The organism is Escherichia sp. 10290 (genome assembly GCF_030295155.1).
GTDB lineage: Bacteria > Pseudomonadota > Gammaproteobacteria > Enterobacterales > Enterobacteriaceae > Escherichia > Escherichia coli_F.
Window position 1 is genome coordinate 1,525,663 of the sequence record NZ_AP025741.1, and the last position, 14,370, is coordinate 1,540,032.

Consider the following 14,370-nt stretch of genomic DNA (forward strand, 5'->3'; position numbering starts at 1 on the left):
TTTTTTTGCCCGGAGAAAGGTGAATGGCGACGTTACGTGAACTGATTATCAAAATTTCGGCAAATTCACAGTCATTCCAGTCGGAGATCCAGCGGGCGTCCCGTATGGGCAGTGAATATTACCGGACCCTGCAGAATGGCGGACGTCAGGCTGCTGCGGCAGCCAGGGAGCAGCGCCGGGCTCTGGCTGAGCTGCACAGCCAGTTGACGGAAATCCGCGCTTCGGCTGTCGGAATGACCGGTGCGTTTGCCGGTGCCTTTGCCACCGGACACCTGATTTCGCTGGCGGATGAATGGAGCTCCGTGAATGCCCGTCTGAAACAGGCGTCGCAGTCATCGGATGAATTTGCGTCATCACAGAAAGTGCTGATGGATATCAGCCAGCGGACAGGCACCGCATTTTCGGATAATGCGGCCCTGTTTGCCCGTTCGGCTGCCTCGATGCGTGAATATGGTTACAGTGCTGATGATGTGCTGAAGGTGACGGAGGCCATTTCGACAGGGCTGAAAATCTCCGGTGCCAGTACGGCAGAGGCGGGCTCGGTGATCACCCAGTTCAGTCAGGCGCTGGCGCAGGGTGTATTGCGTGGTGAGGAGTTTAATTCGGTCAATGAAAGTGGTGACCGGATCGTACGTGCACTGGCTGCGGGTATGGGCGTGGCCCGTAAAGATCTGAAGGCAATGGCGGATGACGGAAAACTGACAGCGGATAAAGTGGTCCCCGCGTTAATCAGCCAGCTGGGGATATTACGTGATGAATATGCGGCCATGCCGGAAACGGTTTCCAGTAGTATCACAAAGGTGGAAAACGCCTTTATGGCCTGGGTGGGCGGTGCGAATGAGGCCAGCGGGGTGACAAAAACGCTCTCCGGCATGCTGAACGGTGTTGCCGGACAGATTGATAATGTGGCAACAGCCGTGGGCGCGCTGGTTGCCGTCGGGGTTGCCCGGTACTTTGGCAATATGGCCTCCGGAGCGGTGTCTGCCACGGCAGGACTTGTGACGGCAGCACGTAATGAAGTGGCACTGGCGGAAGCACAGTTCAGGGGAACGCAGATTGCCACGGCGCGGGCAAGGGCAGCCGTGTACCGTGCTCAGCAGGCCGTGGCGGCAGCCCGCGGGACGGAGATGCAGATTGCTGCAGAGGCCCGTCTGGCGGCCACACAGGAACGCCTGAACAGAAATATTGCTGCCAGAAGCGCCGCCCAGAATGCGCTGAACAGTACAACGGCGGTGGGCTCACGTCTGATGAGCGGTGCGCTGGGGCTGGTTGGTGGCGTACCCGGACTGGTGATGCTGGGGGCTGCAGCGTGGTACACGCTGTACCAGAATCAGGAGCAGGCCAGGGAGTCTGCGCGCCAGTATGCACTGACGATAGATGAAATCGCGCATAAAACGCCGTCAATGTCTTTGCCTGAAGCCTCAGATAATGAAGGACGAACACGGGCGGCGCTGACAGAGCAGAACCGGCTGATTGATGAACAGGCCAGTCGGGTGAAATCCCTGCAGGAAAAAATCGCAGGATATCAGTATGTTCTGGCGAACCCGGGCTGGACGACCGGTGACGGATTCATGATAAACCATCTGACCTCGGTGAAGACCGTAACGGAAGGGCTTGCTCAGGCAACAGAGCAGCTTGCCGTTGAGCAGTCCCGTCTGGCACAGATGCAGGAAAAAGCGCAGTCCATTCAGGATGTGCTTGCCGGGCTGGAAGACCGTCGTGTGGCGTTAATTCGTCAGCAGGCGGCAGAGCAGAATAAGGTGTACCAGTCCATGCTGGTTATGAATGGTCAGCATACGGAATTCAACCGTCTGCTGGGGCTGGGTAATGAACTGCTTCAGCAGCGGCAGGGACTGGTGAATGTGCCGTTACGGCTGCCACAGGCCACTCTGGATGATAAACAGCAGAGTGCCCTGACAAAAACAGAGCGTGAGCTGGCCCTGTCCAGACTGAAAGGGGAAGAAAAAGAGCGTGTCCGGCTGGGGTATGCGGCGGATGACCTCGGTTTTGTGGGTGATCCGTATCAGGAGGCGAGACAGCGTTATATCAGTAATGCCCTGGAAGCCTGGCGCAATAACGAGGCGAATAAACCCAAATCCCGGGGTGGAAAATCAGAGACGGAAAAAGCGGAAGACAGTTTTTCCCGGCTGCTGAAGCAGCAGAAAGAGCAACTGGCACTGGTGGGGCAGAATACAGAGCTGGCGAAGCTGAAATACCAGACTGCGCAGGGCGAACTGAAAACCCTGACGGAGATGCAGAAGCAGGAGCTGCTGCGTAATGCGGCCCTGATTGACCAGCAAAAAATCCGGGAACAGTTGCGATCCCGGGAAGAGACACTGAAGAATGAGAATGCGGCTGCGCGTGCGTCGAATGATGCTGAACTGCTGGGGTACGGGCAGGGGGAACGAGCCAGAGAACGCATGCGGGAGTTGCAGCAGATCCGCGACAGCTTCCGCCAGAAGGATGCGGACCTTCAGTCTCAGTATCAGACCGGGGATATCAGTGAGGATTTTTACAGACAGGCTCTGGCGCAGAATGCACAGTATCTGAGTGAACGTCTGAAAGAGCAGGAAGCCTTTTATGCCGAATCGGATGTGCAGCGTGCGGACTGGCAGAAAGGGCTGCAGGAGGGGTTCAGTAACTGGGTGGATAATGCGTCCGATTACGCCTCACAGGCAGCACAGCTTGCGACGGAGGGTATCTCAGGGATGGTGAATAACATCACGGAGATGCTGAACGGAAATAAAGTGGAATGGCGCAGCTGGGCCTCATCAGTGCTGCAGGAAATATCAAAAGTTCTTATGAATGCCGCGATTGTCAACGGAATTAAGACGGCGGCAAACGGTATGTCCGGTGCGGGAGGATTTCTCGGCAGCATTGGTGACTGGCTGGGCGGGGCGGTGGCCAATGCAAAAGGCGGCGTGTATACCTCGGCAAACCTGAGTGCGTACAGCAACAGTATTGTGGATACGCCCACGTACTTTGCCTTTGCAAAAGGGGCGGGACTGATGGGGGAGGCCGGTCCTGAAGCCATTATGCCCCTGACCCGGGCGGCGGATGGCTCGCTGGGTGTGCGAGCGGTGGGCAGTATGAACGGCAGTGCGGGTCTGGTGTATTCCCCGGTCTACCATATCGCCATTCAGAATGACGGGACTAATGGCCAGATAGGGCCGGAGGCGGCAGGCAGTCTTGTGCAGCTGATTGACCAGCGGGTGCAGGCGGTGATGCTGTCCATGCGACGTGACGGAGGAATGCTGAGTGGCTGAGATAAAAACGCTGCATCTGGTCCCGCGTGAAGGGATGCAGGTGAGTGAGAAACCGTCGGTGGCGAGGGTACGGTTTGGTGACGGTTATGAACAGCGTCGCCCCACAGGGCTGAATCCTCAACTGAAGACGTTTCAGGCGGTGTTCCGGGTGACGGATGAGTCAACCCGGCGCTGGCTGGATGAATTTTTATCCTGGCATGGTGGTTACCGTGCCTTTTTGTGGCGACCGCCGAAACATAACCGGACGGTGAGGGTGGTGTGCCGGGAGTGGAGCGTCACGGATAACGCCCGGTACAGTGATTTCAGCTGTACGATTGAGCAGGTGGTGAACTGATGCAGAATATTCATGAAGAAAGCCTGAACGAGTCGGTTAAATCAGAGCAGTCACCGCGGGTGGTGCTCTGGGAAATTGACCTGACGGTGCAGGGCGGTGAGCGCTATTTTTTCTGCAATGAGCTGAATGAAAAAGGGGAGGCGGTCACCTGGCAGGGGCGGCAATATCAGGTATACCCGATTGACGGCAGCGGTTTTGAGATGAACGGGAAGGGCAGCAGTGCCCGCCCGTCGCTGACGGTGTCCAATCTGTTTGGTCTGGTCACCGGGATGGCGGAGGACCTGCAGAGCCTGGTGGGGGCAACGGTGGTCCGCCGCCGGGTGTATGCCCGTTTTCTGGATGCGGTGAATTTTGTGGCGGGCAATCCGGAAGCGGACCCGGAGCAGGAGCTGAGCGACCGCTGGGTGGTGGAGCAGATGTCAGAGCTGACGGCCATGACAGCCTCGTTTGTGCTGGCGACACCGACGGAGACGGACGGGGCGCTGTTTCCCGGTCGCATTATGCTGGCGAATACCTGTATGTGGACCTACCGCTCTGATGAGTGTGGTTACACGGGCGGGGCTGTGGCGGATGAGTTCGATAAACCCACCACCGATATCCGTAAGGACAGATGCAGCAAGTGCATGCGCGGGTGTGAGATGCGCGGCATGGTGGCTAATTTTGGCGGTTTCCTTTCCATCAATAAACTTTCGCAGTAAATCCTGTTTTATGACACAGACTGAATCAGCGATTCTGGTGCATGCCCGGCGGTGTGCGCCTGCGGAGTTGTGCGGCTTCGTGATAGGCACCCCGGAGGGCGAACGGTACCAGCCCTGCGTGAATATCTCCGCAGAGCCGGAGGCGTATTTTCGTATTGCGCCGGAAGACTGGCTGCAGGCAGAGATGCAGGGGGAGATTGTGGCGCTGGTTCACAGCCACCCCGGTGGTCTGCCCTGGCTGAGCGAGGCGGACCGGCGGCTGCAGATAAAGAGTGCCCTGCCCTGGTGGCTGGTCTGCCGGGGGGAAATTCACAAATTCCGCTGTGTGCCGCACCTGACTGGGCGTCGTTTTGAGCACGGGGTGACGGACTGTTACACCCTGTTCCGGGATGCATACCATCTGGCGGGGATAACGCTGCCGGATTTTGTGCGTGAGGATGACTGGTGGCGCAACGGTCAGAACCTTTACCTGGACAATATGGCGGTCACAGGCTTTTACCGGGTGCCCCTGTCCTCTGCACAGGCGGGCGATATCCTGCTGTGCTGCTTTGGCGCATCGGTGGCCAATCATGCCGCCATTTACTGCGGCAACGGTGAACTGCTTCACCATCTGCCTGAACAACTGAGTAAACGGGAGAGGTATTCCGAAAAATGGCAACGACGAACGCATTCTGTCTGGCGTCACCGCCACTGGCACGCATCTGCCTTCACGGGGATTTGCAACGATTTGGCCGCCGCCTCAGCCTGTATGTGAACACGGCAGCGGAAGCCATCCGTGCCCTGTCGATGCAGATGCCGGGATTCCGCCGTCAGATGAACGAAGGCTGGTACCAGATACGTATTCGCGGTGAGGACACGGCACCGGAGGCGGTGTACGCCCGTCTTCACGAACAGCTGGGTGAGGGAACGGTCATCCACATTGTGCCGCGACTGGCCGGGGCCGGAAAGGGTGGACTGCAGATTGTGCTGGGGGCGGCAGCCATCGTGGGCTCTTTCTTCACTGCCGGTGCCTCGATGGCGTTATGGGGTACAGCCCTGAGTGCCGGCGGTTTTTCTGCCACCACGATGCTGTTTTCACTGGGAGCCAGCATGATTCTGGGCGGTGTGGCCCAGATGCTGGCCCCGAAGGCAAAAACACCGGATTACCGCGCAACGGATAACGGCAGACAGAACACGTACTTTTCCTCGCTGGATAACATGATTGCCCAGGGGAACCCGATGCCGGTGCCTTACGGGGAAATGCTGGTTGGCTCCCGCCGTATATCCCAGGACATCAGCACCCGTGATGAAGGCGGGGGCGGAAAGGTCGTGGTTATCGGGCGGCAGGGGTAAAAAGAATAAAAAAATCCCGCAGTGATCGCGGAGCTGCGGGAGAGAACGATGAAGATTAACGTTATGGAGTTATTTTTCAGGCACTAAAAAGTAACGCAGCGTATTTATCAGCGCAACAGTCTTTTTTTTCAGAATGTGAAGAAATTCAGAATTTTTATTCAGTCATGATACAGGCATCCTCCGGGATGCCTGTTGTTTTTGTGCGTAACAGTTATCACAGTAAAGGGTGAGACAATGGGCAAAGGTGGCGGCAAGGGGCACACGCCGGTTGAGGCAAAGGATAATCTCAAATCCACGCAGATGATGAGCGTGATTGATGCGATTGGAGAGGGACCGGTGGAAGGCCCGGTGAAGGGACTGCAGAGTATCCTGGTGAACAAAACCCCGCTGACGGACACGGACGGTAATCCCGTGATACACGGTGTGACCGCGGTCTGGCGCGCCGGGGAGCAGGAGCAGACCCCGCCGGAAGGCTTTGAGTCCTCCGGAGCTGAAACCGCACTGGGCGTGGAAGTGACGAAGGCAAAGCCGGTGACGCGCACCATTACGTCCGCGAACATTGACCGCCTGCGGGTCACCTTCGGCGTACAGTCACTGGTGCAGACAACCTCACAGGGTGACCGTAATCCGGCTTCTGTCCGGCTGCTGATTCAGTTACAGCGTAACGGTAACTGGGTGACGGAAAAGGATGTCACCATTAACGGCAAGACCACCTCGCAGTTTCTGGCGTCGGTGATTCTGGATAATCTGCCTCCCCGCCCCTTTAACATCCGGATGGTCAGGGAGACGGCGGACAGCACCACGGACCAGCTGCAGAACAGAACGCTGTGGTCGTCATACACCGAAATCATCGATGTGAAACAGTGCTACCCGAACACGGCCATTGTGGGGCTGCAGGTGGATGCGGAGCAGTTCGGTGGCCAGCAGATGACGGTGAACTACCATATCCGCGGTCGCATCATCCAGGTGCCGTCAAACTATGACCCGGAAAAACGCACTTACAGCGGTATCTGGGACGGCAGTCTGAAACCGGCATACAGCAACAATCCGGCCTGGTGCCTGTGGGACATGCTGACTCACCCGCGCTACGGCATGGGAAAACGTCTGGGGGCGGCGGATGTGGACAAGTGGGCGCTGTATGCCATCGGGCAGTACTGTGACCAGCGTGTCCCGGATGGCTTCGGAGGGACAGAGCCGCGGATGACGTTTAATGCGTACCTGTCACAGCAGCGTAAGGCATGGGATGTGCTCTGCGATTTCTGCTCGGCGATGCGCTGTATGCCGGTATGGAACGGCCAGACGCTGACGTTCGTTCAGGACCGCCCGTCGGATGTGGTGTGGCCGTACACCAACAGCGATGTGGTGGTGGATGATAACGGCGTGGGGTTCCGCTACAGCTTCAGCGCCCTGAAGGACCGTCACACGGCAGTGGAGGTGAATTACACCGACCCGCAGAACGGCTGGCAGACCTCCACGGAACTGGTGGAAGACCCGGAAGCCATACTGCGCTACGGACGCAACCTGCTGAAGATGGATGCGTTCGGCTGCACCAGTCGTGGTCAGGCCCACCGTGCCGGACTGTGGGTGATAAAGACCGGACTGCTGGAAACGCAGACGGTGGATTTCACGCTCGGGTCACAGGGGCTGCGGCACACGCCCGGAGACATCATTGAAATCTGTGATAACGACTACGCCGGGACCCTGACCGGCGGACGTATCCTGTCCATCGACGCTGCCAGCCGCACACTGACGCTGGACCGTGAGGTGACACTGCCGGAGACCGGTACCGCCACGGTGAACCTGATTAACGGCAGCGGTAAGCCGATGAGTGTGGACATCACCGCACACCCCGCGCCGGACCGGATACAGGTCAGTACCCTGCCTGATGGCGTGGCGACATACGGTGTGTGGGGACTCTCCCTGCCGTCACTGCGTCGTCGCCTGTTCCGTTGTGTCGCCATCCGGGAAAACACGGATGGCACCTTTGCCATCACGGCGGTGCAGCACGTACCGGAAAAAGAAGCCATCGTGGATAACGGGGCCAGCTTTGAGCCGCAGTCAGGCACCCTGAACAGCGTTATCCCTCCGGCAGTGCAGCACCTCACGGTGGAGGTGAGTGCCTCAGACGGCCAGTATCTGGCGCAGGCGAAATGGGACACGCCGCGGGTGGTGAAAGGTGTGAGCTTCAGTCTGCGTCTGACCAGCGGAAGCGGTGAAAACAGCCGCCTGGTGACCACCGCCATCACCGCAGACACGGCGCACCGTTTCAGTGGTCTGCCGCCCGGGGAATACACCCTGACGGTCAGGGCGATTAACAGCTATGGCCAGCAGGGCGAACCTGCCACCACCACGTTCCGGATTGACGCCCCGGCAGCGCCTGCCACCATTGAACTGATACCGGGGTATTTTCAGATAACGGCGGTCCCGAAACTGGCTGTATATGACCCGACGGTGCAGTTTGAATTCTGGTTTTCGGAACAGCAGATTGCGGATATCAGGCAGGTTGAAACCTCCGCCCGCTATCTTGGCACGGCGCTGTACTGGACAGCCGCCAGTAATATCAGGCCGGGCCATGATTATTATTTTTATATCCGCAGCGTCAACCTGGTGGGCAAATCGGCATTTGTGGAGGCCGTCGGCCGGGCCAGCGATGATGCCGAAGGCTACCTGAATTTTTACAAAGGGCTGATTAATAAAACACATCTCGGTAAAGAGCTGCTGGAAAACGCTGAACTGACGGAAGATAACGCCAGCAGACTGGATGAGTTTTCGAAAGAGTGGAAAGACGCTAACGATAAATGGAATGCCATGTGGGGCGTCAGAATTGAGCAGACCGAAGACGGTAAGCATTATGTTGCCGGGCTTGGCCTCAGCATGGAGGACACGGAGGACGGTAAACTGAGCCAGTTTCTGGTTGCCGCTAACCGTATCGCGTTTATTGACCCGGCAAACGGGAATGAAACGCCGATGTTTGTGGCGCAGGGCAACCAGATATTCATGAACGACGTGTTCCTGAAACGCCTGACGGCCCCCACCATTACCAGTGGTGGAAATCCACCGGCATTTTCCCTGACACCGGACGGAAAGCTGACCGCTAAAAATGCGGATATCAGTGGCAGTGTGAATGCGAACTCAGGGACGCTCAACAACGTCACGATTAATGAGAACTGTCAGATTAAGGGGAAACTGTCAGCCAACCAGATTGAAGGCGATATTGTCAAAACAGTGGGTAAGGCTTTCCCGCGGGACTCCCGGGCACCGGAGCGGTGGCCATCAGGGACCATTACCGTCAGGGTTTATGACGATCAGCCGTTTGACCGGCAGATTGTTATTCCGGCGGTGGCATTCAGTGGCGCTAAGCATGAGAGAGAGCATACTGATATTTACTCCTCATGCCGTCTGATAGTGCGGAAAAACGGTGCTGAAATTTATAACCGTACCGCGCTGGATAATACGCTGATTTACAGTGGCGTTATTGATATGCCTGCCGGTCACGGTCACATGACACTGGAGTTTTCGGTGTCAGCATGGCTGGTGAATAACTGGTATCCCACAGCAAGTATCAGCGATTTGCTGGTTGTGGTGATGAAGAAAGCCACCGCAGGCATCAGTATCAGCTGAATTTTATAACCCATATAAGGGCACCAGAAATGGTGCCTTTTTTATTGCAGAAAAGCGAGAGGTAATTATGCGTAAATTATGTGCTGTTATTATGTCTGCAGTCGTCTGGCTGGCCGCTGCGGGTGCGCCAGCGGGTGCAGCAGAGAATCACTCCACTCTGAGTGCCGGGTATCTTCATACCCATTCTGATATGTCCGGCAGTGATGATTTAACCGGATTCAACGTGAAATACCGCTATGAATTTACGGACACGCTGGGGCTGGTGACGTCATTCAGCTATGCAGGAGACATGAATCGCCAGCTTACCCGTTACAGTGATACCCGCTGGCATGAAGATTCCATTCGTAACCGCTGGTTCAGCGTGATGGCGGGGCCGTCTGTGCGCGTGAATGAAGGGTTCAGCGCGTATGCGATGGTGGGTGTGGCTTACAGTCGAGTGTCGACTTTTTCCGGGGATTATCTCCGTGTACCTGACAACAAGGGGAAAACGCACGATGTGCTGACCGGAAGTGATGACGGTCGCCACAGCAACACGTCACTGGCGTGGGGGGCTGGCGTGCAGTTTAACCCGACCGAATCCGTGGCCATTGATATTGCTTATGAAGGCTCCGGCAGTGGCGACTGGCGCACTGACGGTTTCATTGTGGGTGTCGGTTATAAATTCTGATTAGCCAGGTAACACAGAGTTATGACAGCCCGCCGGTTCTGGTGGGCTTTTTTGTGGGGGGAATATGTCAGTACAGATTTCAGGTGTGCTGAAGGATGGTACAGGAAAACCGGTACCGGACTGCACCATAGAGCTGAAAGCCACGCGAACGAGTGAGACGGTGATAGTCACCACGGTGGCGGAGTGTCAGCCAGGGGAAACAGGCAGTTACACCATGCAGGTTGAGCCGGGGCGTTATCGTGTGACCCTGTGCGTGGAAGGCCGTCAGCCGGCATGCGCTGGCGAGATTGACGTCATGGCAGACGACGAGCCGGGCACACTGAATGCGTTTTTGCTGCGTGAGCAGGACAGCACTTATTACCCTGAGTCGCTGAAAAAACTGGAAGACGCGGCGGATGCGGCTGTCAGCAGGGCAGAGGAAGCGGCGAGGAAAGCGGAAACGGCGGTGGGACCACAGGGACCGAAAGGCGACACCGGAGCAACGGGTCCGCAGGGACAGAAGGGAGACAAGGGTGATACAGGCCCACAGGGGCCAAAGGGGGATAAAGGAGACAAGGGCGATAAGGGGGATACCGGCCCGAAAGGTGAGCAGGGCGACCCGGGAGGTCCACAGGGACCGAAGGGCGACAAGGGGGATACAGGAGCTGCAGGCCCGGCGGGGCCGCAGGGACCAAAAGGGGATACAGGAGCCACAGGTCCGGCAGGACCGCAGGGACCGAAAGGGGATACGGGAGCTGCAGGCCCGGCGGGGCCACCGGGACCAAAAGGGGATACGGGAGCCGCAGGCCCGGCAGGGCCACAGGGACCTAAAGGGGATACGGGAGCCGCAGGCCCGGCAGGTGCGCAGGGTCCGAAAGGTGATAAAGGCGATCCTGGACCAGGTGCTCAACAGGTCAGTGCGGGGGATATAGGTTCTCTGGTTTATGCCATGTACGAAGGCACAGCAGACTATGGCGACAGTGTTGCAGCCAGCCAGTTGCACCCGTCATCTTCTTATGATGCTGATGTAAGTTTCGACAACTCGGCTGTCACTCTGTCAGGGACATGGCGCTGCCTTGGATATGCAGGGATGTCGACAGGGAAGTCACTGTTTATTCGTATAAAATAAACGAGGAGGAAAAAGTTATGGCAGAGACGGTAACTGGTGTTATTGCCGTTCGTAATGCTGCGTATAACGAAAATGGCGGGATAAACTGCGAGGTGCAGTTTGAAGATGCGGTGAATGAAAAAGGAGAGCAGGTATGGCTGCCGTATACCGCAACGGAAACGGATAATACAGAACACGGAAAAGCCTTGTGGTCGGGGCTGACAGCAGGAACATACGGAAGTGTGACCGCCTTTGTTGCCACGGCTGCAGTACTGGAAGCGGCAAAGGCGGCGAAACGGGAAGAGATTAATATCTGGCGTGATGTGCAGGAGAATATGGAATACGTGATGGAATTCAACGGAAGGCACTGGGATTACGGCAAGAAGACGTTGTCCAGGATAAGCACGACACGCCTGATGGCAGAGAATAACCGTCTTCCGGAAGGTTTTGCCTGGACGGACGGGGATAATAATGTGGTGCCGGTGACGGCGGCAGACATCATAGCCCTGTCGGATGCGACAGAGCAGGCGATGTTTGCGAAGGGAGTGGAGATTAATACACGGCAGTTGCAGATGAAAGCAGAGGTTGAGGCGCTGACAGACCTGAAGGCGATCCGCAGTTATGTTGTCGGATGGCCTGCTGGCTGAATAAAAAAAACGGGACCACGACCAGTCCCGGAACCATGAGTTTTAGGGTATTAGTTTGTTATCATAGTTAGCGTGCTAAGTATGCCATGTAAGGCTGATTAGTGAAGTGATGTTGTTCGCATTTTTGCACGGCGGAGAATATTCAGATTTTGGGAAATCCATATTTTTCCCGTGCGCGGTTACATGCTTCATTCGCGATGCCATTTTCTCCGGACATCGCGAATTCCCTGCATGTGGACGGACGGTTTTTGTAAACAGAGCAATATGCGTTTTCACCGGGGGGGCCGGCCAGAGCGACACATCGGGGATTTTTCTGATTGGTGCCGCGCATACAGCGATGAAAAGGAGATATTTGCTCAGTGAGACTGACCGGGACGTTTCCGCCTGCATCATCGGCTTCAGCCCAGTAAAAAGAGACGCGGAAAAATGCACAACAGGCACCACACGTCATGCATGGATTCGGATTGCTCATTTTCATACTACTTGTTGTTTTTTTAAGCGATCAGATAAAAGGGCGCTGAAAAAAACATTCTCCAAAATTAGATTATAACTATTTGATTTTATGGATAGAGGCATGCTTTTTACGCAAAAGTAAAAAGCATGCCAAATTTGCCATTAACTCTTTGAATATTCAGCACTAATCATCTATTTCGGTTGCCTTCTTATTCAGCAGACGAGAAGCGCGCCAGTAAACCAGCAACATCAGGCCCATTACGATAGTCAGCGTAATGCTGGTGGCTGCACCAAACGGCCAGTCACGAATATTGAGGAACTGTACCTTGATGACGTTACCGATCAGCAGGTTTTTCGCACCGCCCATCAGGTCGGACACATAGAACAGGCCCATCGCTGGCAGCATTACCAGCAGACATCCGGCAATAATTCCCGGCATCGTCAGTGGGATAATGATGCGGATAAAGGTCTGCAACTTGCTGGCACCGAGATCGCGCGCCGCCTCAAGCAACGGCTTATCCAGTTTTTCGATACTGGAGTACAGCGGCATCACCATAAACGGCAGCAGAATGTAAACCAGACCGATTATCACCGCACTGGGCGTGAACATGATGCGAATTGGTGTATCGATAACGCCCAGCCAGAGCAAAAACTCGTTGAGATAGCCTTTGGTGCTGAGGAAAATTTTCAGCCCGTAGATACGAATCAATGAGTTGGTCCAGAACGGAACAATCAGCAGAAACAGCAGCAGCGGACGCACCTTGTGTGGCAGCTTCGCCAGAAACCAGGCAAAGGGATAGCCCAGCACCAGGCAGGCGAGGGTGGCGATCAGCGCCATATTCAGCGAGTGCAATAGCACTTCAAAATAGAGCGGATCGAGCAGACGCGTGTAGTTATCCAGCGTAAAGACCATTTTGACGAAACTGGCGTCGTCGCGGGTCAAAAAGCTGGTGCCAATGATCATCAGGTTGGGCAGAAAGACAAACAACACAAGCCAACCGACAATAGTGACAATCACTACATTCTGGAACTTACTTGTGTTCTTCATCAGCCAGTACGACCTCCCAGCTTTCTACCCAATTAATGGCCATTTTTTGGTCGAGAGAGTGGTCAAAGTCAGGATCGTCTTCATTGAAGAATTCGCTGACCATCACCATCTTGCCATTTTCCAGCTCAACAACCGACTCCAGCGTCATGCCTTTGTAATTACGCTCGCGAACGTAACCAATCAGCCCTTCGGCGTGGTTGTCGTCGTTAATCTCTTCAACACGTAAGTCTTCCGGGCGCAGCAGAACATGCAGTTTTTGCCCCGGTTCAACGCCGAAGTTAACGTAGATATTACACTCGCGGCCTTCAACGTTGGCGCGTACGCGCTGCTCGTCGAGACGTTCGATGACCGTGGCATTAAACATATTGATTTCACCGATAAACCCAGCAACAAACAGGTTTTTCGGCTCTTCGTAGATTTCACGCGGCGTGCCGTCTTGCTCAATGCGACCATCGCGCATCACCACAATCCTGTCCGACATGGTAAGTGCTTCTTCCTGGTCGTGAGTTACGAACACGAATGTAATGCCAAGCTTACGCTGTAACGCTTTCAGCTCGTTCTGCATTTGCTTGCGCAGTTTGTAATCCAGCGCTGAGAGCGACTCATCCAGCAACAACAGACGAGGCTTGTTAACCACCGCGCGAGCAATGGCGACGCGTTGCTGTTGACCACCAGAAAGCTGATGCGGTTTACGTTGAGCGAAGGTTTCCAGCTGCACCATCCGCAGGGCTTCCATCACGCGGGGCGTAATTTCAGCAGCGGGGGTTTTTTGCATGCGCAACCCAAAGGCCACATTTTCGAACACGGTCATGTGGGGGAAAAGTGCGTAGCTTTGGAAAACAGTGTTCACATAGCGGTTTTCCGCCGGAACGTGGGTGATGTCCTCGTTATCCAGCATGATGCGTCCGGAATCAACAGTTTCCAGACCTGCAATCAGGCGAAGAACGGTTGTTTTACCGCAGCCAGAAGGGCCAAGCAGCGTGAGGAACTCGCCATTGTTGATAGTCAGATCCAGCTGGGGAATGACCTCTTTACCATCAAAGCATTTGCGAATTCCCGCCAATTGCACCAGCGGTGAAAGCGAACTCGGTTGTTTATTCAATTTTTTACTCTGTCCCATGTAAACGCAACGGATGGCTTACCGATGCGGGGTTTGTGGTTAACCACCTTGGTGACTCTTAATGAGGGCGGTAATTCTACGGCAAACCGCTTGAATC

General features: G+C 55.6%; 12 protein-coding genes. 9 read left to right on the plus strand and 3 right to left on the minus strand.

Annotated features, from left to right (window positions below):
• The first annotated feature begins 23 nt into the window (after positions 1-23).
• The 9 genes from QUE74_RS07650 to QUE74_RS07690 all read left to right on the plus strand — a co-directional run bounded on the left by QUE74_RS07650 (position 24) and on the right by QUE74_RS07690 (position 11,652).
• A complete protein-coding gene (locus QUE74_RS07650) occupies positions 24-3,266 on the plus strand; it encodes a phage tail tape measure protein (RefSeq protein WP_047082287.1) in 3,243 nt (1,080 codons plus the stop codon).
• On the plus strand, positions 3,259-3,600 hold the full coding sequence (locus tag QUE74_RS07655) for a phage tail protein (RefSeq protein ID WP_000807926.1): 342 nt from the start codon (positions 3,259-3,261) through the stop codon (positions 3,598-3,600). Before QUE74_RS07650 ends, QUE74_RS07655 begins: the two co-directional genes overlap by 8 nt.
• Positions 3,600-4,298: a phage minor tail protein L gene (locus QUE74_RS07660; protein WP_001179486.1), complete on the plus strand. Its 699-nt coding sequence runs from the start codon at positions 3,600-3,602 to the stop codon at positions 4,296-4,298. Before QUE74_RS07655 ends, QUE74_RS07660 begins: the two co-directional genes overlap by 1 nt.
• Before the next feature lie 10 nt (positions 4,299-4,308).
• Positions 4,309-5,052 carry a C40 family peptidase gene (locus tag QUE74_RS07665; protein ID WP_047082290.1) on the plus strand — a complete coding sequence of 248 codons (744 nt, stop codon included), beginning with the start codon at positions 4,309-4,311 and terminating at the stop codon, positions 5,050-5,052.
• The gene (locus tag QUE74_RS07670; protein ID WP_050866423.1) at positions 5,049-5,630 is read left to right on the plus strand and encodes a tail assembly protein; all 582 of its coding nucleotides are present in this window, start codon (positions 5,049-5,051) and stop codon (positions 5,628-5,630) included. The genes QUE74_RS07665 and QUE74_RS07670 overlap by 4 nt, the downstream gene beginning before the upstream one ends.
• Before the next feature lie 234 nt (positions 5,631-5,864).
• Positions 5,865-9,251 (plus strand): phage attachment tail tip protein J, encoded by a 3,387-nt coding sequence (gene gpJ, locus QUE74_RS07675; RefSeq protein ID WP_105268814.1) that lies wholly within the window; start codon positions 5,865-5,867, stop codon positions 9,249-9,251.
• Between the two features lie 67 nt (positions 9,252-9,318).
• Positions 9,319-9,918 (plus strand): Ail/Lom family outer membrane beta-barrel protein, encoded by a 600-nt coding sequence (locus QUE74_RS07680; RefSeq protein WP_087661122.1) that lies wholly within the window; start codon positions 9,319-9,321, stop codon positions 9,916-9,918.
• 64 nt (positions 9,919-9,982) lie between these two features.
• Positions 9,983-11,026: a prophage tail fiber N-terminal domain-containing protein gene (locus QUE74_RS07685; RefSeq protein ID WP_286331915.1), complete on the plus strand. Its 1,044-nt coding sequence runs from the start codon at positions 9,983-9,985 to the stop codon at positions 11,024-11,026.
• 17 nt (positions 11,027-11,043) lie between these two features.
• Positions 11,044-11,652, plus strand: a complete 609-nt coding sequence (locus tag QUE74_RS07690) for a DUF4376 domain-containing protein (protein WP_047082641.1) — start codon at positions 11,044-11,046, stop codon at positions 11,650-11,652.
• A 142-nt stretch (positions 11,653-11,794) separates the two neighbouring features.
• On the opposite strand, the gene QUE74_RS07695 is transcribed toward QUE74_RS07690, so the two are convergent.
• From QUE74_RS07695 to potA, 3 genes are all read right to left on the minus strand, one after another.
• The gene (locus QUE74_RS07695) at positions 11,795-12,124 is read right to left on the minus strand and encodes a YkgJ family cysteine cluster protein (protein WP_071528431.1); all 330 of its coding nucleotides are present in this window, start codon (positions 12,122-12,124) and stop codon (positions 11,795-11,797) included.
• Positions 12,125-12,289: 165 nt separating this feature from the next.
• Positions 12,290-13,153, minus strand: a complete 864-nt coding sequence (potB, locus tag QUE74_RS07700) for a spermidine/putrescine ABC transporter permease PotB (protein ID WP_000799399.1) — start codon at positions 13,151-13,153, stop codon at positions 12,290-12,292.
• Positions 13,137-14,273: a spermidine/putrescine ABC transporter ATP-binding protein PotA gene (gene potA, locus QUE74_RS07705; RefSeq protein WP_000531596.1), complete on the minus strand. Its 1,137-nt coding sequence runs from the start codon at positions 14,271-14,273 to the stop codon at positions 13,137-13,139. The genes potB and potA overlap by 17 nt, the downstream gene beginning before the upstream one ends.
• Positions 14,274-14,370: the final 97 nt, after the last annotated feature.

What these genes read in the sequence shown, in the direction of transcription:
- gpJ (WP_105268814.1), top strand. Translation starts at nt 5,865, where the DNA reads ATGGGCAAAGGTGGCGGCAAGGGGCACACGCCGGTTGAGGCAAAGGAT.
- QUE74_RS07680 (WP_087661122.1), top strand. Translation starts at nt 9,319, where the DNA reads ATGCGTAAATTATGTGCTGTTATTATGTCTGCAGTCGTCTGGCTGGCC.
- potB (WP_000799399.1), bottom strand. Translation starts at nt 13,153, where the DNA reads ATGAAGAACACAAGTAAGTTCCAGAATGTAGTGATTGTCACTATTGTC.
- QUE74_RS07685 (WP_286331915.1), top strand. Translation starts at nt 9,983, where the DNA reads ATGTCAGTACAGATTTCAGGTGTGCTGAAGGATGGTACAGGAAAACCG.
- QUE74_RS07660 (WP_001179486.1), top strand. Translation starts at nt 3,600, where the DNA reads ATGCAGAATATTCATGAAGAAAGCCTGAACGAGTCGGTTAAATCAGAG.
- QUE74_RS07650 (WP_047082287.1), top strand. Translation starts at nt 24, where the DNA reads ATGGCGACGTTACGTGAACTGATTATCAAAATTTCGGCAAATTCACAG.
- potA (WP_000531596.1), bottom strand. Translation starts at nt 14,273, where the DNA reads ATGGGACAGAGTAAAAAATTGAATAAACAACCGAGTTCGCTTTCACCG.
- QUE74_RS07690 (WP_047082641.1), top strand. Translation starts at nt 11,044, where the DNA reads ATGGCAGAGACGGTAACTGGTGTTATTGCCGTTCGTAATGCTGCGTAT.
- QUE74_RS07695 (WP_071528431.1), bottom strand. Translation starts at nt 12,124, where the DNA reads ATGAGCAATCCGAATCCATGCATGACGTGTGGTGCCTGTTGTGCATTT.
- QUE74_RS07665 (WP_047082290.1), top strand. Translation starts at nt 4,309, where the DNA reads ATGACACAGACTGAATCAGCGATTCTGGTGCATGCCCGGCGGTGTGCG.